Source organism: Nostoc sp. FACHB-110, assembly GCF_014697425.1.
Taxonomy (GTDB): domain Bacteria; phylum Cyanobacteriota; class Cyanobacteriia; order Cyanobacteriales; family Nostocaceae; genus Nostoc_B.
Genome location: NZ_JACJRU010000064.1, coordinates 1 through 24952 on the forward strand (window position 1 = coordinate 1; position 24952 = coordinate 24952).

The window sequence follows — 24952 nt, forward strand, 5'->3', positions numbered from 1 at the left end:
TGAGGATTTGCAAGGCTTCCAGAAACCTAACAACGTTTCTAACTATTCTTTAACTACCTACCAACCACCCACTAAGGTGGTTGGTAAGGTAGTTAGTTCTTCCACGCCAAACGAAAATTTGCAATGTGAGCAGACGGCGATCGCATCCCCCAAGGATGCGTCGCCTCAGACCCTCAAAAGCGTGGAAGAAGAGAAAGAAGAGTTACCTGCGGTAACGGACTGCACGACGCTGACGCTTGTGGATGATGTACCGAGTCAAGCTGCTTCGTTGTTAGTTGAGAAGGAAGAATTGGGTGATGAACAGGAAATCAGTCATGAAGACAATTTTTCCGCCGCGCCCGTTGCTGTAAATTTAGAAAACCTCAGTCAGATCCAGAACCAAGCTCAACCGAGCCTGTCTGCTTCGTTGGTAGAAAAGAATCAGGATTTGGGTGATGAACCAGGAGCCAGTCATGAAGACACTTTTCCCGCCGCCCCTGCCGTTCCAGAAAACAGGCATTCCGCCGCGTTCTCCCAGGAACCAAAAGCCCATTCTGAAGGCGTTTGTGCGGAGACGGCTGACTCCGATCCTGAAAAATGGTCGTATGAAGCAGTCGTTGAGCGATCAAGAATACGACCTTGGCGTATGGAAAAGCTCAAGATGGCGGAACAATGGCGCGAAAATCCAGGGGATGATTTTCTGATGGAGTGTTGGGCTGACGACCCTGCTTTGAGGATTGTGATCAAGAAGTTGGTGGCGAAATGTCCTCAGTGGGGGTTGGTGGCAGCAGATGGGGTGTTGGTGAGGTGGGATGAGTAGCGTCAGCTATCGATTAGTGGCATATTCGAGAACTCGTTCCCACTCCCAACGCCATGCAGTCTCTACCGTAATTTTTTTACCGTTGGTGAACTTGATAAATTCTGTGCCTTCATCATAAAAAACATCAGCGACGAGGCGATTGCGGACATCGTAACCCCAAGTTTTGGCTGCTGCATTCCACCACCTCTGCCCAGAGGATTCTAGGTTTGGCAGTTCCAGGTACTCATTACGCCATGCTTTTGGTTTCCATTGCTCCCGCAAGGCACTTACCAAAATCGCATTTGGGAAATACTGCTTTTCATTCTTTTGTAGCCACAGCACATACTCAATTGTTCTTCTGAGTGCATCTTCTAGCCCGTAAGTACAGCCTTCCAAAGCGTTTTGAACTTCTTCGAGTGAAAAGTTAACGCCGAGGCTGACTAACGCGCGTTCGTATTGCTTGAATATCTCGTATTCAACTGAGTCTTTTTCCCAGAACCAAACAGTTAACACATCTCCTATGTAGTTATTTTCGCTTTCTTATAGTTTAATGCTTGATGGAGATACCCTGCTTGTACACCCCAGTTCAGGCTCAATGCAGAGATTGGACGTACAGTAAAACGTTATTGGGACAATGTTCCTGGGGCGATCGCTTATCTCAAAGAAGCGATACGGACTTGGAAAGGCATTAAGTCACCAGAAGCTGTGTTTGTTGCGGCTTGCAAGGAGGGACGAAAACCAGAATCTGCACAGGCTAAATCGGAGGTGGTTGCTTGGTCTGAGTGGGCGAGGCGGCAGAGGATTGTGACTGCTATGTCTGGTGAGGTCGTGTACACGCCGGATGGTGAGGCGGTTGCGTTGGCGGAGATGATGCGGCGGTGTCCGGTGGGGTATTGATAACGCAAGAAAATTACCAATCGCGCTTGTTTCAATTCCGTAATATGAAACGGTAAAGCCTGAACAGATTTAAACCTAGATTGTAAATGTTTCAATTCCGTAAACGGAAATCATTAATATGAAACGTGCGTGAGTGCTTTCATAGGGTGCTTTTTGCCCCCGTTTCAATTCCGTAAACGGAAATCATTAATATGAAACCAACACGCGAAGAACGCTTGATTGCTTGCCAAGTTGAAGGTTTCAATTCCGTAAACGGAAATCATTAATATGAAACTTGAACTAACAGCTAAAGGTGCTGAGTTCTACCCAGTTTCAATTCCGTAAACGGAAATCATTAATATGAAACCACTATTGCAATTTGTTGAGGCGTGATCGCATGTTTCAATTCCGTAAACGGAAATCATTAATATGAAACTTTTAATGCTTACAAGTTAAAGACTTTAGTAAAAGAAGAAGTTTCAATTCCGTAAACGGAAATCATTAATATGAAACCTCGCCTCTTCTCGGCTCGACTCTTCTCGTCTCCTCTGTTTCAATTCCGTAAACGGAAATCATTAATATGAAACATCAGCAAATATATGTCCAAGGGTGCTTGTAGTTGTTTCAATTCCGTAAACGGAAATCATTAATATGAAACGAGTAGGCGATGCTGGAGCGTTGTAAGTTACTGCTGGTTTCAATTCCGTAAACGGAAATCATTAATATGAAACCTGAACAAGTTAAGGAAAAAGAAATAAACAGCGATTTGTTTCAATTCCGTAAACGGAAATCATTAATATGAAACCAATCGGGCTTTAATTTCTGATACAGCAAAATCTGATAGTTTCAATTCCGTAAACGGAAATCATTAATATGAAACTTCAAACATTTACGAACTGAAAACAAAATACGGATCTAAGTTTCAATTCCGTAAACGGAAATCATTAATATGAAACCAAAGACATAGTTTTTTTTGGTTATATAAATGTCATGTTTCAATTCCGTAAACGGAAATCATTAATATGAAACTGTCAGGCGAGTTTAAAGAGTTTGGTTTATTGATTGGTTTCAATTCCGTAAACGGAAATCATTAATATGAAACGTCTAAAAAAAGTGACTCGTCCGACATCAGAAGTAAAGTTTCAATTCCGTAAACGGAAATCATTAATATGAAACTAGGCTGGGGAGTATGTCAAAACTAAGCACCTTTGTTTCAATTCCGTAAACGGAAATCATTAATATGAAACCATAGCATCAAATATCCTATCTGCTATCGCTTGCTCAAGTTTCAATTCCGTAAACGGAAATCATTAATATGAAACTAATCTTATCTTCGTAGCGTTTGTCTTTTTTGGTATGTTTCAATTCCGTAAACGGAAATCATTAATATGAAACCTTAGCAGGATAATCAACATCTTTTGTAGTGTTGAGTTTCAATTCCGTAAACGGAAATCATTAATATGAAACGTGGTTACGACGGTAACTTTGCCGAAATCCTACCAGTTTCAATTCCGTAAACGGAAATCATTAATATGAAACATCGCCCCTCACTTCTCAGCAATATAATCTTTGGTTTCAATTCCGTAAACGGAAATCATTAATATGAAACTTCGTAGGGCAATTTAGGAATAGTTATTTCTAAGCTATTGTTTCAATTCCGTAAACGGAAATCATTAATATGAAACTCCCTCAATAGTTAATTAGTGGAGTCGCATTAGTTTTGTTTCAATTCCGTAAACGGAAATCATTAATATGAAACATCAGGTCATTTTTAATATAAAATTTGTATTTTGTGTTTCAATTCCGTAAACGGAAATCATTAATATGAAACCTGGTAAATCCGGTGTTTGTTGGTTTTTGGATTGGTTTCAATTCCGTAAACGGAAATCATTAATATGAAACTCAGTAGTGCGTCAGAACGTCCATCTTTCGGGAGAAAATGTTTCAATTCCGTAAACGGAAATCATTAATATGAAACTCAATGTAAGTCTCGATATCTTGTTCAAGATTGGCAAGTTTCAATTCCGTAAACGGAAATCATTAATATGAAACAGAAGCACAAAAAAACCAATTAGATGACCAAGTTTACGTTTCAATTCCGTAAACGGAAATCATTAATATGAAACTGAAGAGTGTATACTCTGTGTTCAAAACAATAGAGAAGTTTCAATTCCGTAAACGGAAATCATTAATATGAAACCCCGATATATGAACCCCTTGATCATATTACTTCCTACAGCTAATTTTGGCAGGGGTACTAAAAAACCTCATTTGAGCCACTGATAAAATTAAGTTTCATTGACATTGACAAGCTGTGTTCCTTAGAGAGCAAGGTTTACAGCTTTTTGGCGGCAGGTAGGGGGTTTTTGCTTCTGCTTTGCCGTGCCAAAATTTTTGACAAATCTTAGATATTTAATTTTCAAGGTACAGACTTTTTGAAAAACTAAAAATAGTTGTTCTCAAGCATAACAGCCGTAAAGCAAAAATTTCGCTTGTCTGCGGCAGGAATGCCCATTTTAACTTACTCTTCGGGTTCCTTCAGAGCAGTACTATGTTAGAGATATCATATTTTAGTATCAGTTGTAGGATAATTTAAATTTGTTTATCCTGATTGTCATCGGCTGAGAGCTTTTCCCATATTTTTTTATACTCTTTTTTAATTTCATCAGCCAACAGTTGAGGGCTTAATATCTGAACATTTTCGCCATATTTTAAAATGCGCTGCCTAAACCAAAACCAATAATCGATGGTCGCTTCAATTTCCCGAAATTTTCCTTCAGGATCGGTGTAAACAACCACTTCGTCTTTACGTCGAGGTTTGTAGTTAGCCAATTGTCCGCTAGTGCGGTAGCATATTTTCAAGGTGGGAAAATCGCAGGATACCCAAGGAGTATCGGATGCAGCACCCACACTCAAAATTCTATCGACTCGAAATATCTGGTTTTGGTCGATGTTATGCCAATGGTCAAACCGCCAAGAACGCCAATCGGGAATAAAAGCGAATAGATAGAGAAGACCATCATGTAATCGCAGTTCGGAACGGTTGATATCCTTAATTCGTGCTTCAGATCCTGGTTTGCTCTGATAGCGGATGGTATAACAGCGTTGTTGCACAATGCGTTCTTGAAGTTGGCGGACGATCGCATCCAAATTACGGTCACTGTAGTCAACTGGAGGACTAAAATCGACTTTAACAAATGATGGAATATCCGATTGAGTCAGGTTGCCAATGCGTTGAATTTGGCTTGCTTGTGCTGAAAAGCCCATGTCAGAAAGGAAATACGCGGCTATTGCAAGAGCTTCTCGTTGTTCAGTTGACAGAAGCACAGGGAAATTTGAGTCAACTAATTCGTAGGGGCTGCGAGTTCCGCTTTTAATTTCGATACCGCAGTCTCTAAGTTTACGAATTGTCCGGGTAAGTTTTTGCTTAACATCACCATCATCTGTCGATTTGCCATGTTGTTCAAGAAATATAGAAAGTAGCTCTGAGAGTTCTTCACGTCGTCGTGGTTTTACAGCTAGAAGTTTCAGGATTTCTAGAGCAAAGGCAAACTGGTTATAACTTCCATCCCTTGTGGACGGCATAGCTTCAAGGCATTTTCTAATTCTTGACAGTAGTATGACTTAATTTTTGATTGTAGTCAAAAAATGATAACAACTTTTCTAAAACTGGTATTAGACTAGGGTGCAATGGAAATACAGACAAGTCCATGAAGCTTTTTTTACAATCTCTTTACTCTCAACTCAACCAGGGGGTTGAGAACTGCCCACTTGGATGTACATCAGAATGTATTGTTGCTCAGAAGGCTCCCAAGCTTCAACCACCGGATGGGTGTGTTTGTCCTTTATCGTCACACCAAGCCAAGACTTATGAAGAAATTATACATGGAGATGCAGACATTATATTTAATCAATCTGCAACTGGCGATGGAAAATCACTGAGTGCAAATTTACCAGGGCTAATTCATTCTGATTTTCGGATTATGGGGCTGTACCCGACAATTGAACTGGTAGAAGACCAAGCTGAACAACAAAATCACTACAATGAGTTGTTTGGTTTAGATGCTTCTCAACGAGTAGACCGTTTATATGGTGCAGAATTAAGCAGACGGGTCAAGCAAGCAACAAAAAGTAATAAATTTCAAGAACTATTACTGGCTATTCAACAAAAGCCAGTGTTGCTGACCAATCCCGATATTTTTCATTACATTACTCATCATCAATACCATGATCCAGCTTATGGGATTGATTTGCTCCCGTTAGTATTGGCGGAATGGCCTGACTTGTGGGTATTTGATGAATTTCATATTTTTGGTAGCCATCAGGAAACAGCTGCTTTAAATAGTTTGGCGTTTATTCGTCGTAGCCAAGAAAATCAATCACGTCCAAGGCGATTTTTATTTACTTCAGCAACGCCAAAACTAGATTTTATCGAACAATTACGCAAAACAGGTTTCAACGTTGTTGCGGTTGAGGGAGTGTATGCCAGTGAGGAAAAAACCGGGTTTAGACAAATTTTGCAACCTGTGGAACTAGAATTTGTGGAATTGCCCAATGATTCAGACACGCTGACCTGGTTAAAGGAAATGACCCCTACTATCCAAAAAATTCTCTATGAGGAGTCAAAAGCAAGAGGCTTAATTATTGTTAACTCAGTGGCGAAGGCTGGTCAGGTAACGCGTTTATTAAATAACTTATTACCTAAAGAGGTCATAGTTCGAGAAATTAGCGGACGCATTGACCGTGAGCAAAGATTACGAGTGCAAAAGGAATTGAAAGATGCTAAACAGCCAGTACTGGTTGTAGGTACATCTGCTGTTGATGTTGGTGTTGATTTTAAAATTCATCTACTGATTTTTGAGAGTAGTGACTCTGCAACTGTGACGCAACGTTTAGGACGTTTAGGTAGGCATCGCGGTTTTAATGCCTATAAAGCATATATTTTGATTCCGGGTCATACTCCGTGGGTGATGTCCCGATTGCAAAAAAAACTTAATCCTAATCAAACAGTGACACGGGAAAATTTAGCTGTAGCGATCGCTGATGCTTTTGACCCACCTAAAGAGTTTGAAAAATACCGTCATCGTTGGGGTGCATTGCAAGCACAAGGAATGTTTTGGCGGATGACTCAGGAGAATGCGAAGGTGAGTCAATCTGTACGAGATCGCATGAGTGAAGACTTACAACGCGTATATTCCCAAAGTATTGAGTCAGCACGAGGCTACTGGTATAAAAAACAGAAAACTGATGTAGAAAAAGCTACTCAGAAACAACTTTTAAGCTTCAGAGGCGGTTCAACACTGCAAGCTGCGGTTTGGGATAGCAATAACTTTTACACTTATGACCTATTACGACTATTACCTTATGTACGAGTAGAAATCATTGACCGCGAAACATTTTTAAATGCAGCTAATAAATCAGGACGAGGTGAAGAAGAATTTTCTGATGATTTTATCAATGTTTATCTTCGTATTCAGGAATGGGTAGACAAGCGTATTGATAATCTTAGTTTGCAATGCAATCGTCACAGTAGTGAATTACAAGTTGGTGAACTATGTTTAATAGATAAATTAAACTTAATTGGACATTCTCAATCAGATGTGATTACTTGTTTACGGCAAAAGCAATTACTGACATTTTTAGTACCAGTCAATAAAAATAAATTAAGTAGCCATTGGGAAGTTAGTCGTACTCTTCATCTCAGCCCTTTATTTGGTTTATATCGTTTAGTTGATGCCAGCGAACAAGCTTATGCTTGTGCATTCAATCAGGATGCTTTACTTCTCGAAGCATTAAAGTGGTACTTAAAAAAATTTACAGATACACGCTTTGAATCCTCAATCTTCTAAACCAACTTCAGCGTGCTTTAGGTTCCAAAATAAATTCTTTTTATTCTATTATGTCAAGCCTTCTCCAAACCTTAATCATCGAAACCATATCAGAAGATACAGACCCTATTTTGCTGCTGTATATCGAAAAGCTGTTACCCTATCTAGAACAAGAATTTGCTTCAATTTCAGCCTTGGGCGGTTCTTATGAAGCGCATTATCAAGTATTATCTCAACTTGAAGATCGCTTTGCTCAAGAAAAAGCACAAAGATGGTCAAGCCGTGCCGATCAAAACTTATTAGTTCACATTCTAAATGGCTTACTAACAGCTTGGAATATTAGCAAATATTTACCTCAATCATTATCAGACATTGAAAAATATTTACTTTGCTTAGGCTTAACTCTGCACGATTACAACAAGTACTGTAATGGGCAAGGAGAAGAAACACCAAATAACTGGGAAGTTGATGGAATTATCAATCTCTGCCGTGATTTAGGAGAAAAACTTAAGTTTGAATTGTTTTGGGCTGAATGGCAAGAATATATCCCAGAAATTGCTTATTTAGCACAAAATACCCAAAACAAAGTTGGCACAAATATTTACCCAGCTAACTGGCCAGCTACCAACATTCAAGACCGTCGCCGTTTAGAAAATCCTCTGCGTCGTTTGTTAGCTTTCGGAGATATTGCTGTACATTTTAACGACCCCGCAGATATTGACACTCAAACTGGAGGACAAAGGCTAAGAGAACAACTAAGGTATTTAAATATTAATAAAAATTTGGTTTATCATCGTTTGCGAGATACCATAGGTATTTTAAGTAATGGTATCCATAACGCTACACTTCTATTTGCTAAAAAACTAAATTGGGAGCCAATTCTATTTTTTGCTCAAGGCGTAATTTATTTAGCACCAATAAATAGTGTAACTCCAGATATACAAGAGCTTCAAGAATTTATTTGGAGCCAAATTAGTGGAGTGTTAGGAAGTAAAATGCTAGGTGGAGATATTGGCTTTAAACGAGATGGTAAGGGATTAAAAGTAGCACCCCAAACTTTAGAATTATTTTCCCCAGCCGAACTCATACCAAAACTCCCACGAGTAATTGAGGTCAAGGTAGCTAATATTAAAGATCCTGCTACCCCTAAACGACTAGAAAAATTATCTTTAACGGAAGCAGAGCAAGAATTTCTAAAAAAAGGTGCAGATATCCGTGCAGACAGAATTGCTGAATTTATTTTTTTAACTCAGAAAGAATTTTTTGGTGATTCTCCAGAATATATCAATTGGATATTAAATAAATTGGAAGTTCAAGAAAAAATATCTGCTGAACAAACCCAATTACAATCGGGAGGAGTTAATTATGGTTGGTATCATGCAGCATCATATTATGTTGCAAGTCACGATATTTTAAAGCCAGAAGATATCTCAGAGCGCATTCAAGTATGGGCAGAAGATTTAGCAAATTGGGCAAGTGAAAATAATTTACTTCCGTCCCACTCTAGCCCTATTTGCGGAATTTTTTATGCCTACTTAACACAATATTTGGAAGTTAAAGGATGGGAGAGCAGTTATCCATCCTTTGATGCAGAAATTAGTACTTATGCTAATGCCAAAACTAAGCTGGCTAAACAGCCTATTTGTTCTTTAAGTTCTGGTGAATTTGCCTCTGAAGATCAAATGGATTCAGTAGTTTTATTTAAACCGCAACAGTATAGTAATAAAAATGCTCTTGGTGGAAGACAAATTAAACGCGGAATTTCTAAAATATGGGCTTTAGAAATGCTATTACGGCAAGCTTTTTGGGCAGTACCAGCAGGAAAATTAGAAGAACAACAACCAGTATTTTTATATATCTTTCCTGCGTATGTCTATTCTCCACAAACTGCTGCTGCAATTAAATTGCTAGTTAATTTTATGAAATTGATAAATTTATGGGAGGTTCGTAAGCAGTGGCTGGAAAAAGAGATGGATGTTAGTGCTTTACAATCAGTTGCTTGGTTAACTGATGAAGCCAAATTAGGGCGATTTAAACAAGATAAATACAATAAAGAGGATTTGCCTTTTATGGCAATGAGTTACACAACAACAAGAGGTAAAACCCTAACTGATGCCTGGGTTCAACCAGCCTTTCTAGCATTGTCACTTTCTATATTATTAGGTGTCAAAGTAGTAGTTACCACTAGTTCAGTTCCTTTATACAACAGTGATGCTGATTTCAAAGAGTCTGTAGTTCTTGATGCACCTGCATCATTTTGGAATCTACTTGGATTATCTAATTCCTTACGAATTCAGGACTTTGAAAATGCAATGCAAAGGCTTTTAATGGCCTACAGTTTACATTTGGATACTCGTAGTTCTCGAATAGATACAAAATGGCGAGATTTGATTAAAACAGTGCGAGAAATAACAACAAATGTCCTCAATATTTTTGCTTTAGCGACAGAAGGATTACGACGTGAAAAACGAGATATACCGAGTCAAGACGAAGTTAAACGTTATTGGCAGTATGCCCAGTTATGGGTAAAACAAGATAATTCAGCAAATAGTGAAGGAGCTTATCTAATGAAGTTAATTGAAAAAATAGTACAACAGTACCGTGTTTTCTATCAAGCCAACTTAGGAGAATCAAGCCACACGATTTTACTACCTATATCCAAGGCTTTAGAAATGATTTTATCTGTTCCTCAAGAAGTTGATGTAGATGATTTAATTTTTCAGGCTTCTGGACAAATACAAGATTCATTACAGCGTCAAGAATTTTATAAACGTCCTTTAATGATGGATAAATCAATAGGTAAATCGATAAGAGAAGAACGTGAATTAATTGCAATTCATACATTTATGACAACTTGTGTGCATGAATTATTTCTTGAACTTTATAAAGGCGATCGCGCTTTGTTACAAGAAAATCGTAATCGCATAAAGTCAGGTGCAGAATTTGCCTACCGTTGGTTAGCTTTGCAGGAGAAAGCCACAAAATCTTCCTAATCATTTCATTGTTGTAGCTACATTTCAATCAAAATTATCAGGAGCAAAATTATGAATATTTTATCGACTTTAAAACCTGAATTTCAATCTGCCTTCCCCCGTTTAGCCTCTGGTAAGTATGTCCATTTCATCTTATTACGTCACAGTCAATCATTCCCAGTGTTTCAGACTGATGGAATTCTCAACACTGCACGCACACAAGCTGGTTTAGGAACTACAGATGAAAGCAAAAAACAAATCAGCCGTTTAGTAATGTTCAAACGCAAACAGACAACTCCTGAACGACTTGCTGGGCGGGAATTACTTCGTGGTTTGAATCTTACTAGTGCAGATGAAGCCAATAAAGATAAATACTGTGAATATAACGGCGAAAAATCCTGTAAGAAATGTCCTGATTGCATCATCTATGGATTTGCGATCGGCGATAGTGGCTCAGAACGTTCCAAAGTATACTCTGACTCAGCTTTTTCTCTAAGTCCTTACGAGCAATCACACCGCAGCTTTACCTTTAACGCTCCCTTTGAAGGCGGAACAATGAGTGAAGCCGGAGAAATGCGTAGCAGTATCAACGAATTAGACCATGTGATCCCAGAAGTGACATTCCCTACAGTCGAAACTCTGCGTGACCCTACTTACGAAGGTTTTATCTATGTTTTAGGTAACTTACTGCGTACTAAGCGTTATGGCGCACAAGAATCGCGCACTGGGACAATGAAAAACTACATTGCAGGGATTGTATTTTGCGATGGGGAAATCTTTAGCAACTTGCATTACACTCAAGCACTTTATGATGCTTTGAAAGGTGATGCTCCGATTGCTGATATTTTGCAGAAGGTAGAAGAAGTGGCAAATAATTTACTGAACGATGAACCTGTACGTACAACAAAGCGACTGTTTGGTTCGCAATTGGAGGAATTGTTAGATGAAGTCAGTGTATTGTATCAAGATGAAGCCCGTTTAGTAGAAACAATAAATGTACTCTACGGACAAACTAAAGCCTATGCAGAATCATTTGGAGCATTGAAGAAGAAAGGTAAAAAGGATTAACTACTACTTCTTGGTGTTAAGGTGAACACTTCACCTTAACCTAAATTTCAATGCAATTAAAGGATTTTGCTATGGCACTCTATCATTGCACTTTGACGCTACACGATAATGTTTTTTTTGCTACGCGGGAGATGGGCATTCTTTATGAAACAGAAAAATATTTGCATAACTGGGGACTAAGCTTTGCACTTTTTGCAATCCATTACATTCCCCAACCATATCGGCTACAAGGAGAATTAGCGCAGAAACCAACATATTTAGATGCCAGTGCTGAACAAAACCTCCTGCATCTAAACCAAGCTGGAATTTATGTATTTCCTGCTCAACCCATCAATTGGTCATACCAAATAAATACCTTTAAAGCTGCTCAAGTTGGCTATTATGGCAAATCGAAACAGTTTGGTGATAAGGGGGCAGATAAAAATTATCCAATTAATTACGGACGAGCTAAAGAAATAGCTGTTGGGAGCATATATCGTACCTATATTATTGCTCCTGAAACTATCAAAATACCTCATTGGTTACGCTTAGGTAAATGGGCAGCAAAAATCAAAGTTGAAGCTATCAAAATTCCAGATAAAGTTATGCACACTAAATCTGGTAATTACATCTGTTTACATCCTTTAAATCCATTGGATTTATCAAGCAATACTCAAATACTACTTTATAACCGAATTGTTATGCCTCCTGTTAGTTTAATCAGCCAGGCACAGTTGAGTGGTGATTATATAGCAACTAAAAAACAGGATTGGCAAGATTTCAAATCAACATTAACTGAACAGCAATATCAACAACTACCAGAAGAAATTTATTTACCTATAGGAGTATTTTATGGAGCTAGAAATGTTGCCGCAACAGCATAAATCTTCAACACTGCATTCAATAGTTGTTGAATTGGCTGCTGCGGATGTAGGAGATATACCACCTACTTTATCTCGCGCACTGCACGCACTAGTACTTAAATGGTTTGCCGCAGCCAACCCGTCTGTTGCTGAAACTATCCATGCTAGTCAAAATTCACCATTAACAATTTCGGGTTTATTGGGAAACCGCCGCCCCAACGGAGTGCGCGTTGGAGATTATTTTTATTTTCGGATTGGGTTACTAGACGGTAGTTTAGTTGAGCCTTTAATGCGTGGGTTTGAACGGTCTGAGACTCAATCTATAATATTAGGTGATTTTCCGTTTGTATTACGAAATATTTATGCCCTACCAGGAACCCATCAATTAGCAGGTGCAGCTGATTATGGCTTACTGTTACACCCAACACAAGTTTTGACCGATATTGAAGTCCATTTTCTCTCTCCTACTAGTTTCAAACAAAGTCAAGGTGTACAAACCTTTCCATTACCCGAATTAGTATTTAACTCGCTGCATCGGCGGTGGAATATTTTTGCACCAGAACAGTATCATTTTCCTAATTGTGAATGGAATGCTTTGGTTACAGCCTACGACCTCAAAACTTACGCACTCAAGATGGAAGGAGGTACAGAAGTTGGAGCGCAGGGTTGGGTTCGCTACCGATTTAGTAATCCTGAAATGGCTCGAATTGCCACTATTATGGCTAACTTTGCTTTCTTTGCTGGTGTAGGACGTAAAACGGCAATGGGTATGGGGCAGACACAACTAGCATTAGGAACAACGGCATTGCAAAAGCCAACCAAGCCAAAACAGCCTAAAACCTCTAAACAATTATCAGTTCGTAATTGAAGATTTGTATTTTCATAAACTATGGATGAACAATATTACCTTCCGTTAGCTTACTTAAATGCTTGGGAATATTGCCCTCGTCGTTTCTTTCTGGAATACGAGCTTGGGGAAAATGCAGATAACGAACACATTATTATTGGTCGTCATCTGCACCGCAATGTAGATGATGAAGGCAAGAATATTGAAGGTGACAAAATAGTTTACCGACATCAATGGGTATGGAGCGAACGGCTTTTAGTTAACGGTATTATCGATGCAGTGGAAGAAAAAGATAACCAGCTAATCCCTTTGGAATTTAAAAAGGGACGTATGGCTAACCACAAAAGTGATCATTTTCAATTGTGCGCTGCGGCTATGTGTTTAGAAGAGCGTACAGGAGGATTTATACCTTATGGCGAAATTTTTTACTATGCCAACCGCCGCCGTGAACGGGTAGATTTCACGGATATATTGCGACAAGCTACAGAACAAGCAATCTCACAAGCCAGGGCTGCTATCGGTGGCAAAATGCCTCTACCTATTGACCATCCGAAAAAGTGTCAAGATTGCAGCTTACAAAAAATTTGCTTGCCCAAAGAAATCAAAAAACTACGCCTTGAGGTCTAAATTATGTCTATTCTTTACGTAACTCAGCCTGATGCAGTATTGAGTAAAGCTGCCGAAGCTTTTAAAGTCGCTTTAAAACAGGAAGACGGCGTTTGGCAGAAAAAATCAGTTCCGGCCCAAACAGTAGAACAAGTTGTATTAATGGGAAATCCGCAGATCACTGGTGATGCTCTAGTGTATGCTTTGGAACTGGGAATGCCTGTACATTACCTTTCTGGGTTTGGTAAATATTTGGGGTCGGCTCTTCCAGGGTATTCTCGAAATGGTCAATTAAGGCTAGCGCAGTATGCTGCTTATTATGACAAAGCCCATCGTTTAGAGATTGTTAAAACCATTGTTATTGGCAAGATTCAAAATCAATATAGTGTTTTATACCGCCATGATCAGAAAGACAATCCTCTTAAATCTCGCAAACAGCTAGTTAAAGAACAGACAACTCTGGACGAAGTACGTGGTGTTGAAGGATTAGCTGCACGAGAATATTTTGCTGCTTGGTCAGTAATGCTAGAGGAACAATGGTCATTTAACGGCAGAAATCGCCGTCCTCCAACAGATGCAATCAATGCTTTATTGGGATTTGCCTATGGTCTTTTACAAGTACAAGTAACTGCTGCTGTACACATGGCTGGTTTAGACCCTTATGTTGGTTATCTGCATGAAGCTACTAGAGGACAACCGGCAATGGTTCTTGATTTGATGGAAGAATTTCGCCCTCTGATTGCTGATAACTTAATACTCTCAGTCATTAGCCATAAGGAAATTAAACCTGACGATTTTACTGATCATCTTGGTGCGTATCGGCTTTCAGAAAGCGGACGCAAACAGTTTTTACAGGCATGGGAGCGAAAAATGAACGATGAATTTAAGCATCCCTCCTTTGGCTATCGTTGCAGCTATCGTCGTGCAATCGAATTGCAAGCACGTTTATTGAGCCGACATTTACAGGAGGGGGTTCCTTATAAAGCCTTGACATTGCGATGACTACTTTGTTCTACCTCATCATTTATGATTTACCTGATAACAAGAAAGCAAATAAGCGGCGAACAAAACTTCATAAAATGCTCTCTGGCTATGGAACTTGGACACAGTACAGTGTGTTTGAATGTTTTTTAAATGCTGTGCAGTTTGCCAAATTGAAGGTGCAAGTAGAGAGCTTGATCAAGCCATCTGAAGATTCAGTACGCATTTATGTTTTAGATACTGGAGCAGTACGTAAGACTATTACCTATGGTTCGGAACAACCTCGACAGCAAGAGACGATCATATTATGATGCTAGTAAGATTTTTTGGCATGGCGAAGTACAGGCAAAAACCCCCTACCTCCCGCCAAATCGACAGAACCTAGACAATTCAATAGTTTCAGCACTTCAAGTACAAATATAGAGCCTTGTCATAAATGCTGGAAACAGACTTTTAAAGTAGACCTGCCAAAAACGGTGTCAGGAACGGCTCTGTTTTTAACTTCTAGCTGGCGGACTTTCAAATAAATGAAACCCGTTCGCGGGATTGAAACCGGGACTTGGAGCAAGTGGCTTTGCTGTTTGCTGACCAGCTTTCAAATAAATGAAACCCGTTCGCGGGATTGAAACAGGAAGTAATCTTTGAGTACCAAATAGATGGTTGCGGCAGCTTTCAAATAAATGAAACCCGTTCGCGGGATTGAAACGATTCCCATGTGGTGCGCTAGAAAAATCGTCAACTACTTTCAAATAAATGAAACCCGTTCGCGGGATTGAAACTTATAAATGGCTTCCGAAATTCTTCCGATTCTTCAACTTTCAAATAAATGAAACCCGTTCGCGGGATTGAAACATCCCCATCTCGTGAATTGTTTCTTCAGCCGCTCTTTCAAATAAATGAAACCCGTTCGCGGGATTGAAACCTCTGCCAGCACCTGGACAAAGAATGGCGAGATGAGGACTTTCAAATAAATGAAACCCGTTCGCGGGATTGAAACTTGCAGTTAGGGCAAACAGCCGAAATTGCAATATCGGAACTTTCAAATAAATGAAACCCGTTCGCGGGATTGAAACGTTGGCTTTGAGGTAGAGAGTTAGGAATGATGTATATCTTTCAAATAAATGAAACCCGTTCGCGGGATTGAAACAAAGCTACCGATGATGCTAAGGGCGATCGCCTCTAACTTTCAAATAAATGAAACCCGTTCGCGGGATTGAAACGGTGGTCACAGCACAGCGCAAGAAAATAATTCTCTCTTTCAAATAAATGAAACCCGTTCGCGGGATTGAAACTAAAAGGCGTAATCATGCCCTGATGGGCCATATTTGCTTTCAAATAAATGAAACCCGTTCGCGGGATTGAAACAGCTAACTGAGGAACAGGCAAAGCAGAAAAAGAAACTTTCAAATAAATGAAACCCGTTCGCGGGATTGAAACGTGTCCCGTATGTTTGCAATAAACCTTCTAATAAGTCTTTCAAATAAATGAAACCCGTTCGCGGGATTGAAACTTTTCTTTGACCTTATCGATATTGAAAAATTCTCCTTTCAAATAAATGAAACCCGTTCGCGGGATTGAAACAATTTCAGTTAGATAACGAACTTGATTTAATCAAGAACTTTCAAATAAATGAAACCCGTTCGCGGGATTGAAACAACTACAAGCACCCTTGGACATATATTTGCTGATATCTTTCAAATAAATGAAACCCGTTCGCGGGATTGAAACCTCTATACCGTAACGCCTGGGGATAATACCCTGTTTGCTTTCAAATAAATGAAACCCGTTCGCGGGATTGAAACATTGCATTTGGTTTGATAACAAGCAGCCACATGCGATCTTTCAAATAAATGAAACCCGTTCGCGGGATTGAAACGTTCGCTTTTAGCCCAAATTGTTTGGCTTCTGGGTCTTTCAAATAAATGAAACCCGTTCGCGGGATTGAAACTGGAACGAGAACGCCAGAAAGAGAAACTAAATATCCTTTCAAATAAATGAAACCCGTTCGCGGGATTGAAACGCACTTTTTCTGGAAGAATTAGTACAAAGTTTGTACGCTTTCAAATAAATGAAACCCGTTCGCGGGATTGAAACGGGCAGCTTACCCACTAATAGATTTGGGGCAAGCTTTCAAATAAATGAAACCCGTTCGCGGGATTGAAACTCACAAGCTATCAGAACGTGACGATCGCCAAGCCCCTTTCAAATAAATGAAACCCGTTCGCGGGATTGAAACGATAATACCACTGCGACCGTCGGGGCTTTGAGTCCGACTTTCAAATAAATGAAACCCGTTCGCGGGATTGAAACTATTAAAATCTCTTAATACTTTTAATAGTTTCATAGAGAGTATCCTTTAAACCCTCACTAGCAGACCACTCGACAACCTCATACTCCAGAACTACTACATCGGGAATTTCTGCGGGGGGTTCTGCTTCTATTACTGCGGTACGCTTGGGCAGCTTGACCACTTTCGTCACGAGAGCAGCAGTAGCTTTGATAGGTGCGGATTGCCACAGAGATCGCCCAGGCAATTGCTGAATCAGTGCCAGTATTTCAGGTAGTTCCAGCGTTTCTCGAATACAAAGGATGTTGCAAGGGTCAGATGCCGGGACTTTATCAATAACAGTGATTCGTGTTTCGATTGTTGTCCCATGCTTGGCGTAAGCTTGACCACTGACCCCAACAGAAAGCACCACGTTGGACTTCTCCTGCCACCTAACGAAAGTTTCGCGCCAAGTGGGATTATTCGGTGAGAACCAATTGGCAGTGATAGTCACTAGTCGTCCACCATCACATAACCTTTGTAGTGCAGAGTTGATGTGCCGAGGAGTTGCGTCGGGATTGCGATCGCTGATTTTGGGCGATGACGAAAAAGGTGGATTCATCAACACCACTGAGGGCTGAGTTTTACCAGCTAAATAATCGTTGATTTGTTCCGCGTTGACGGAGAATAGTGGAGTGCCAGGGAATAGCCGCCGCAGAATTTTAGTTCTATCGGGAGCCAATTCGTTAAGCATCAAACTTGCACCGTACAGTTTAGCAAACTGAGCCAGAATCCCAGTACCAGCACTTGGCTCAAGCACTAAATCGTTGTTAGTCACTTGTCCCGCCATTGCTACCAAGTACGCCAGTGGTAGTGGAGTCGAAAACTGCTGGAGTTGCAATTGCTCCTCACTGCGGCGGGTGTGTGTGGGGCAAAGGGATTCGAGCAGTTGCAGTTGTTCTAAGGGGTTTTGTGGTATTCCCTTTTGTCGTAGATACAAGATTAATGCAACTTCAACAGCCTCATACGCATCTTTCCACAACCACTTACCCTCAGCCGCAGTACCGTGAAAGTGGCGATTCATCTGTGATTGAATAGTTTTTGTAGCAATAGGGCGATGATCAGTTAGTGATTTAGCTAGTTCTTGGGCAACGCCCTGGATGGATTGCCCATAATCTAGAACAGTTTGTAGGTCAAACAGACAACCTTGGGTAACGATTTGGCTGACCATGACTATATATAGATATAATTTTCACAAGAATTTGGCGAAGCTGATGCTGTTCTTGAACAAAGCAATTAAATTAGACTTAATTGCTTAGAGTTGATTTCTTGTGGATGCTCACGTTCAAGCCACTCAAAAGCACATTCGAGATTGTTGAGGAATTCTCGCCACTGTTTCGGTTCGGGGATACCAGCAGATGTTTGTGTTGCTGCATATTCGTTTACTAACAGGGCTAACTCAACCATGTGCGAATAAGCATCAAAAGCCAGTTGGTTGCATTGTGAGCGAATTCTTCTTTTAACTCGTTCCGGCGAAGTTTTCCAAAAGATACTCCAATACAGCTTGTGATATTCTCCAGACAGAGCGATCGCCCTTCTCAAATGCTCTCTAGCAACTGCAAACTGAGGATCAACTGGAGCGTACTGGAGAGCCACGACTAACGCACAGTGCGCTGCTTGCATTTTTCTAATTTTTGAAACGACAAAAGGAGCGATCGCGCCAGTAGTAATTGCGATCGCTCAACTAGAGAAGGGGTTGTGGAATTAAGCCGCCGATTTCTTGCGAGACTTACGAGGCGTTACCGCAGTTTTGGGCTGGCTAGTTTTGCTGGTTTTGGTAGATTTTGATTGAGTGGATTTAGTAGATTTGGTGGTTGCCTTAGCTTTCGGTTTAATAACAGAAGCAACTGGTGGTAGCAGTTTTAATGTAGGGAACTGAAGTACAACGGGCTGCGGTATTGAGTTTGGTTCAATATCTGTAAGTTCCCAAGGGTCAGGCAGTTGCGAGAACTGTGGTTCTGGTTTTGGTGCGGCGATTGGTAAGAGTGCAGGTACAGTATGGGGTGTTGTTGCGATCGCCCCAGAATTTGTAGCGACAGGTGCAATTGCAGAATATGAATATGGTAGCCAGAATAAACCGTTAACGAAATCCATCACCATGATGCTGACAAAACCCATAACAATAATGGAAATTAACCAGTTGAGTGCGATTTGAATATCCATAATTTTTCTCCTGAATTTACGACAGATTCTCATTGGCTTATAGCGAAGCGTTTGAACTGTACGCTGATGAGAAATTAGTCAAATCAATTCAAAATGCAAAATTATTAATTCACGCATTACAATCTGTGGGGGCTTGAAACCCGCTACCTAGAAGCATCACTAATTTTTTAAATCAGTGGAGGCTTCCAGAATTAATTCAAAATTTTTTCATTTTTTCTTCTTAATTTTGCATTTTGAATTTTGGTGCGATTCGTTGTTAAGTGAATCACGGTAGCCAGCCCGTAAATAACTTAACCAACCCCCTTGGGTTGAACTCTCAGACTGATGTAGGTGAAAGTCCTACCAGCAAGGTTCATGCTTGACTCCTTATCTGCCCACACCGACCAAGCTCGTTACTTGGAGAGTGAAGCTGGGAAGCAGGGCGTAATCAGACTACTGTTATGGGTGGACACTGATGCTAACAGGGAGTTCCTACGGTAAAACAGATGCCTAGAAAAGTAACCTACAAAAAAGCGGGGCATATCCTTAGAACCCGACTTCATCAGAGCTAATCCCCGCCGTATCCCAAAATAATAACGGTAAGAACCTGGGGGTCTGATGGTTAAATTGGCACTACCTAACGGAACAACGCCACCTGCTACAACGGGGGGAACCCCCGCAATGCAGTGGCTCATCAATCAACTGAGGGAACGAAGAAAAACGAGTCAAAAGTCTTGGGGAAGGTCGAACCCCAGGTAGGTAAGACGAGATACGGAACTCTTTTGATTCGGGTAGGATGCGGCGTAATTGCTGCAAGGTATTCAGAGAACACGCGCTTGGAATTAGAGCATGATTAGGCACAGCATAAATGAAGCGTGAATCTTGGAGAAATCTACCGTGGAAGAAATTCCGACGTAATTTATTCCGCCTACAAAAACGAGTGTTTAAAGCAATTCGAGCCGGAGACAAGCGTAAATCTTTGTCCCTTCAAAAGTTGATTCTGAAATCCACTGCGGCTAAATTACTGGCTATCCGTCAAGTAACACAGCTAAACGCTGGGCGGAAAACAGCAGGAATTGATGGTAAAGCATCCCTAAACTTTCAGGAGCGTTTTGCACTCTTAGAACGGTTAAATGCCGAAAGTAACAACTGGTTTCACCAAAAGTTACGCGCAATCCCAATTCCGAAAAAGGATGGATTTACCACCCGACTGCTGAAAATCCCCACCATTGCAGACCGAACATGGCAATGCCTGACAAAGTTCGCTATGGAACCAGCGCACGAAGCATTATTCCACGAAAGGAGTTATGGCTTTAGACCAGGACGCTCGGCACATGATGCCCAGAAAATTCTGTTCCAAAATCTTAGCTCCAAACAGAACGGAATCAACAAACGAGTCATCGAACTCGATATTGAGGCGTGCTTCGACCGAATTTCACACACCAGCATCATGGACAACCTTATCGCCCCATCGGGCATAAAATTAGGAATTTTCCGATGCTTAAAAGCAGGAATCAACCCTGAATTTCCAGAACAAGGTACTTGTCAAGGTGGTGTGGTCAGTCCGTTATTAGCGAACATCGCCCTCAATGGGATAGAGGACATCCACCAATCGGTACGGTACGCCGACGATATGGTAATCATCCTTAAACCCCAAGACGATGAAATAAAAATACTTGAAAAAATTAGTCAGTTTCTAGCAGTAAGAGGATTAAAAGTAAGCTCAAAAAAGACGAAGACAACCGCCTCGACTTCGGGGTTTGACTTCCTTGGCTGGCACTTTGTCGTGCAAAGTAACGGAAAATTTAGATGTACTCCCTCAGTGGATAACTATAAGAAATTCCGTCAGAAGATAAAAGCCATCGTCAACTGCTCGAATTATGGTTCTATTGTGAAAACTGAAAAGTTATCACCAATAGTTAGAGGATGGAGAAATTATCATAAGTTCTGTAAGATGGATGGCTCAAGATTTAGTTTGTACCACACCCAAAAAAGAACTTACAAGATTTTTAACAGAGAAACTAAACAGAATCGCCATACTAGCAAAAAACTGCTAGATAAAGCATTCCCAAAAGTTTCCTACTCCGAAAACAGTCATATCAATGTCAAGGGAAATAAATCACCTTACGACGGCGACTTAACATATTGGAGTGAGCGGAACAGCAAACTCTACGACGGCGAAACCTCTAAAGCTTTAAAAAGGCAAAACCATTCATGTGGATACTGTGGATTAAAGTTTACTAGTGAAGAACGAGTACACTTACACCACATAGATGGGCAGCACAACAATTGGAAACCAAAAAACCTAATTGCTGTACACGAATCCTGTCACGATTATACCCACATGAGCAAAGGCGCAAGCTAAGAATATCGAAAGCTGGGTGCAACGAAAGTGGCACGCCCAGATTGAACAGAGAGGTGCGGCGGATAATACCGCCCATCGACTCTACCAATTCAAAAAGTGGTCAGTAGCAAAAGATTTAGTAACCTGCCAAGAGAATTTTGCGAGGAGGCAGGCAGGGGAGGAATTTTCTCCCCCTGCGATAAGATTGCTCGACCTACACGACAATTTTGGGTTGGTGAAGAGCTAGTTCTGATATGATACCCGTCTTGCTTATAAGCGAGCGCACCAATGATGACAAAGATAGTTGCCCTGCATTCAGAGATTATTTCTAATAAGGATGAGCCTGAAGCCAAGCAGCAATATGAGGTATTTCACTGATTGTCTTTTTTAGCACCTCAAGCTTTGGATATAGTTCCAGCAGTTTTTTTGGAGGCTGATAAGGGCCATTCGGCTCCGGGATGTAAAAGAATGTAGATGGAGTTCTCCAAAGGTTTGCAGATATATCCAAGGTGTACAAAATGTCCAATACCGCCAGATCAGCCCATGTCAGTGATGACCCGACAAGGAATGGAGAGCCTTGATTGTCTGCAATCATCTGCTCAAACCTGCTCAAGTGCATAGGCACAGTTATGGTGAAAAACTGATCTAGCCGTTCCACCCTCAGCGATGCTTGCCTCATTTTCATTAGTAGTTGACCATTCTCCACAATCCGGTCAACGTAACACCCGTACAGAAGATCCAGCAAATCTCGCCAAGCATCGACCACCATGTCTGATTTGGCTGCCTGTACCTTGTCCAAAGGGTATATTCCAGCTTCTTGTGCCGCGTAACGAGCGAGCGCACATGATTGGGCAATCATAGTGTCGCCCAATTGGAGAGTAGGAAGCTGATCGAAAGGGAGTTTTCCACTAGAGCGCAAAAGCTTGTATTCGTGAAGGGATATCACTCTGTCTTCAAATGGGACATCGCCATAGACAAAAATGAGACGCGGTAATTCGGCTCGGCCCTTCCCGTCATCGAAATATAGCAAAATTGGGTGGGAGTTCATAATTTTCGGACAGCTTCGTGCAAAACTAAATTAGCCATTGGTCGCGCAGGTGGTTTCGTTCGATATTGTCTCAATGGGTTGTAATAGTCAGCATCATCCTACCGACACAAATTAGGTTATGAGACGCTATTAGTGTACACCTAGTGTGGTAAAACTTACTAGAGCAAAAATTCAAACAAGCGTAAATTCGTTGTTGTTGAAAATTTTGGTTTACTTATTTACACCTGTTTCAATCATTACAAACCTACTCTAGTTTATTTTGCCGTTCTAGCATAAACTAATACCAACTAGTTACTAACAATTATAGAGTTATAGATTTAGTTGAAATATCCAATCTTTAAATTGTTTGGACACACTGATATTAATTTACAATTTAATTTTTTAAAGAACAATTTTTGTAGACAGATAATATTTCATAAGCTAACAAAACTATGCTAGTTAAACACAAATAAAGTAAAATTCCTAAAAATTAACTAGCGTCACAACAAAATGTCCCACACCAAAGAAATTAGTGTAAGTTTTACTGCCAAAGTTATGGCGGCAGCACGGGCGGTTGAAACTCAAAGACATGATGCTTTATTTACTGACCCTTTGGCAGCACAGTTAGCAGGTAAAGAAGCTATTGAAGCTGCTATTCCTCGCTTAGAAGAATACGAAAAACAAGGCAGGCCATTTGCATCAGTTCGGACTCGTTTTTTTGATGATTTCTTAAAGAAGTACGCCGGGCAGATTCGACAAATTGTTCTTTTGGGTTCAGGCATGGATACCAGAGCATTTCGTCTGGATTGGCAAACCGGAACTCACGTTTATGAAATCGATCAACCTGATGTATTACTTTATAAAGAATCTGTTTTAAGCGGAAGTATCCCTAAGTGCAAACGCTACTCAATTTGTGCTGATTTAAAAGAATCAAGCTGGGTTCAATTGCTCCTTGAAAAAGGCTATAAACCTTTAGAACCATCAATTTGGCTATTAGAAGGATTTCTTTATTATCTCAACCCAACACAGGTAAAAAATCTTTTAACAAATATTCAAAATATGTCTGTGGTTGGGAGTTGTTTTGGTGCTGATGTGATCAACTCAGTCATTTGTAATGGGTCTGATGAATGGGCTAAGTATTGGCTCTCAGGTTGTGATGAGCCAGAAACTTTCTTTGCTGATTATGGGTGGAAAGCATCAGCTATTCAACCTGGGGAAGAAGGAGCCGCTTTTGGTAGATTTACTTATCAATTTCCTGACCGCAGTATTCCTGATGCGCCACATCTGTTTTTTGTCACTGCTGTTAAAGAAAGTTAAGTTAGGAAAGAGCAGAACAGTTGCATATATTCTTTTGTGCCATCAAACAAGTACCCTCGTGTCAAAGCCCTAAAAACTGCACCCCATCCATTCCAACCAATCGGGAGCCTGTGCTACCAATTGACCGAACATCTGGGGTTCATTTTCTTCCATCTGCACCATCACCCCCCAACGCTCATCACTTGTTAGGGTCGAAAGGAACTGTTTGACTGCATCAATCCCCTGTTCTAATCGTTCCATGAACCTAATCGTATAAGATTTAACCTAGCGTGGCAAAACTTACTAGAGAAGACGACTTTCTAGATTAGCCAAGTAAGCCTTGGGGTCTCGGCGAAATCGATACTGTTCAATTCTGGCTTTGTGGTGTTTTTGTAATTGAGAGCGTAATTCGAGCCAAGTATGAATATCAACTTGAGCTAAATCAGATGCAGTAAAAGAATGAAGCTTAGTTGCGATCGCGCAAGCAAGTTTGACAGAACCACGAATAACAAGGGATGAGGGTGCAACCTTACGACCAGTACAACGACGTTGATGATGACGTAGTATACCAAAAGCGTGTTCTAAGTCGTTATTAGTTCTGGGAAAATCTTCAATTTCATAACAATGAAAAAGTCCAGACCAATAGCTATGGGTGGTTTTTATAAAGTTATCGATTGCACTGCTCAGTGTACCAGCTTTGTGCTTGTGTTGTGACATTTGAGTTAACAGTTGCTGATAACTTTGTTTAACTTCAGCAGCATTAAGACCTATTTTATTGTTGAGAATATTACTAGCTTTATCAACCCAATCATATGCAACTCTAACAGGTGAAAATAAAGATGCAGTTGCAGATAATCCCTTGGCTAGGAGGTGTTTTAGGTTCACTAAAGGTGGTGGTAAAGCACTTTTTTTTTCCATCCGTTCTAAGCTTTGTTCTATCCTAGTGTGGTAAAACTTACTAGAGCAAAAATTCAAACAAGCGTAAATTCGTTGTTGTTGAAAATTTTGGTTTACTTATT

18 protein-coding genes, 2 pseudogenes and 2 CRISPR repeat arrays are annotated in these 24952 nt (G+C 40.4%); of the genes and pseudogenes, 11 read left to right on the plus strand and 9 right to left on the minus strand.

The genetic code is table 11. From position 1 onward, the window contains the following. A pseudogene (locus tag H6G69_RS31845) lies at positions 1–799 on the plus strand (hypothetical protein); the annotation flags it as partial. 6 nt (positions 800–805) lie between these two features. Here the strand turns inward: H6G69_RS31845 and H6G69_RS31850 are convergent. From H6G69_RS31850 to H6G69_RS31860, 3 genes are all read right to left on the minus strand, one after another. Next, the gene (locus tag H6G69_RS31850) at positions 806–1291 is read right to left on the minus strand and encodes a hypothetical protein (RefSeq protein WP_190693486.1); all 486 of its coding nucleotides are present in this window, start codon (positions 1289–1291) and stop codon (positions 806–808) included. 140 nt (positions 1292–1431) lie between these two features. Beyond that, entirely contained in the window at positions 1432–1683 is a 252-nt protein-coding gene (locus H6G69_RS31855) for a hypothetical protein (protein ID WP_190693488.1), read from the minus strand. A gap of 6 nt (positions 1684–1689) precedes the next feature. Further along, positions 1690–3854: a CRISPR direct-repeat array (repeat unit 37 nt; unit sequence GTTTCAATTCCGTAAACGGAAATCATTAATATGAAAC). Between the two features lie 392 nt (positions 3855–4246). Next, entirely contained in the window at positions 4247–5239 is a 993-nt protein-coding gene (locus H6G69_RS31860; RefSeq protein WP_190693490.1) for a YafY family protein, read from the minus strand. Between the two features lie 125 nt (positions 5240–5364). Between H6G69_RS31860 and cas3 the strand changes: the two genes are divergently transcribed. From cas3 to cas2, 8 genes are read left to right on the plus strand one after another with little or no spacing between them, the layout of a single operon-like run. Next, positions 5365–7503: a type I-D CRISPR-associated helicase Cas3' gene (gene cas3, locus H6G69_RS31865; protein ID WP_190693491.1), complete on the plus strand. Its 2139-nt coding sequence runs from the start codon at positions 5365–5367 to the stop codon at positions 7501–7503. Positions 7504–7553: 50 nt separating this feature from the next. Beyond that, the gene (gene cas10d / locus H6G69_RS31870) at positions 7554–10475 is read left to right on the plus strand and encodes a type I-D CRISPR-associated protein Cas10d/Csc3 (RefSeq protein WP_190693493.1); all 2922 of its coding nucleotides are present in this window, start codon (positions 7554–7556) and stop codon (positions 10473–10475) included. A gap of 51 nt (positions 10476–10526) precedes the next feature. Then, positions 10527–11522, plus strand: a complete 996-nt coding sequence (cas7d, locus tag H6G69_RS31875) for a type I-D CRISPR-associated protein Cas7/Csc2 (protein ID WP_190693494.1) — start codon at positions 10527–10529, stop codon at positions 11520–11522. Between the two features lie 50 nt (positions 11523–11572). Continuing rightward, entirely contained in the window at positions 11573–12385 is an 813-nt protein-coding gene (gene cas5d, locus H6G69_RS31880; protein WP_242072258.1) for a type I-D CRISPR-associated protein Cas5/Csc1, read from the plus strand. Next, complete coding sequence (gene cas6, locus H6G69_RS31885; protein ID WP_190693496.1) at positions 12354–13232, plus strand: CRISPR system precrRNA processing endoribonuclease RAMP protein Cas6; 879 nt, start codon at positions 12354–12356, stop codon at positions 13230–13232. The genes cas5d and cas6 overlap by 32 nt, the downstream gene beginning before the upstream one ends. Before the next feature lie 21 nt (positions 13233–13253). Beyond that, positions 13254–13838 carry a CRISPR-associated protein Cas4 gene (cas4, locus tag H6G69_RS31890; RefSeq protein WP_190693499.1) on the plus strand — a complete coding sequence of 195 codons (585 nt, stop codon included), beginning with the start codon at positions 13254–13256 and terminating at the stop codon, positions 13836–13838. A 3-nt stretch (positions 13839–13841) separates the two neighbouring features. Then, the gene (gene cas1d / locus H6G69_RS31895; RefSeq protein ID WP_190693501.1) at positions 13842–14819 is read left to right on the plus strand and encodes a type I-D CRISPR-associated endonuclease Cas1d; all 978 of its coding nucleotides are present in this window, start codon (positions 13842–13844) and stop codon (positions 14817–14819) included. Beyond that, positions 14816–15109: a CRISPR-associated endonuclease Cas2 gene (gene cas2 / locus H6G69_RS31900; protein ID WP_190693507.1), complete on the plus strand. Its 294-nt coding sequence runs from the start codon at positions 14816–14818 to the stop codon at positions 15107–15109. Before cas1d ends, cas2 begins: the two co-directional genes overlap by 4 nt. 205 nt (positions 15110–15314) lie before the next feature. Next, a CRISPR array of direct repeats spans positions 15315–17108; the repeat unit is 37 nt; unit sequence CTTTCAAATAAATGAAACCCGTTCGCGGGATTGAAAC. Between the two features lie 2 nt (positions 17109–17110). Here cas2 and H6G69_RS31905 read toward each other — a convergent pair. From H6G69_RS31905 to H6G69_RS31915, 3 genes are all read right to left on the minus strand, one after another. Beyond that, positions 17111–18295 carry a hypothetical protein gene (locus H6G69_RS31905; protein ID WP_242072259.1) on the minus strand — a complete coding sequence of 395 codons (1185 nt, stop codon included), beginning with the start codon at positions 18293–18295 and terminating at the stop codon, positions 17111–17113. 65 nt (positions 18296–18360) lie between these two features. Then, on the minus strand, positions 18361–18747 hold the full coding sequence (locus tag H6G69_RS31910; protein ID WP_190693509.1) for a hypothetical protein: 387 nt from the start codon (positions 18745–18747) through the stop codon (positions 18361–18363). A gap of 81 nt (positions 18748–18828) precedes the next feature. After that, positions 18829–19287, minus strand: coding sequence for a hypothetical protein (locus H6G69_RS31915; RefSeq protein ID WP_190693511.1), 459 nt, complete (start codon positions 19285–19287; stop codon positions 18829–18831). Between the two features lie 828 nt (positions 19288–20115). Between H6G69_RS31915 and H6G69_RS31920 the strand changes: the two are divergent. Continuing rightward, positions 20116–21631: pseudogene (locus H6G69_RS31920) on the plus strand (group II intron reverse transcriptase/maturase). A gap of 307 nt (positions 21632–21938) precedes the next feature. On the opposite strand, the gene H6G69_RS31925 reads toward H6G69_RS31920, so the two are convergent. Continuing rightward, on the minus strand, positions 21939–22658 hold the full coding sequence (locus tag H6G69_RS31925) for a glutathione S-transferase (RefSeq protein WP_190693512.1): 720 nt from the start codon (positions 22656–22658) through the stop codon (positions 21939–21941). Positions 22659–23147: 489 nt separating this feature from the next. Here H6G69_RS31925 and H6G69_RS31930 point away from each other — a divergent pair, with 489 nt between their 5' ends. Continuing rightward, positions 23148–23954: an SAM-dependent methyltransferase gene (locus tag H6G69_RS31930; protein WP_190693514.1), complete on the plus strand. Its 807-nt coding sequence runs from the start codon at positions 23148–23150 to the stop codon at positions 23952–23954. 69 nt (positions 23955–24023) lie between these two features. On the opposite strand, the gene H6G69_RS31935 is transcribed toward H6G69_RS31930, so the two are convergent. Together H6G69_RS31935 and H6G69_RS31940 are read right to left on the minus strand one after the other, a co-directional pair. Continuing rightward, on the minus strand, positions 24024–24194 hold the full coding sequence (locus tag H6G69_RS31935) for a hypothetical protein (RefSeq protein ID WP_199336368.1): 171 nt from the start codon (positions 24192–24194) through the stop codon (positions 24024–24026). A gap of 42 nt (positions 24195–24236) precedes the next feature. Continuing rightward, positions 24237–24851, minus strand: coding sequence for a hypothetical protein (locus H6G69_RS31940; protein WP_190693516.1), 615 nt, complete (start codon positions 24849–24851; stop codon positions 24237–24239). Positions 24852–24952: the final 101 nt, after the last annotated feature.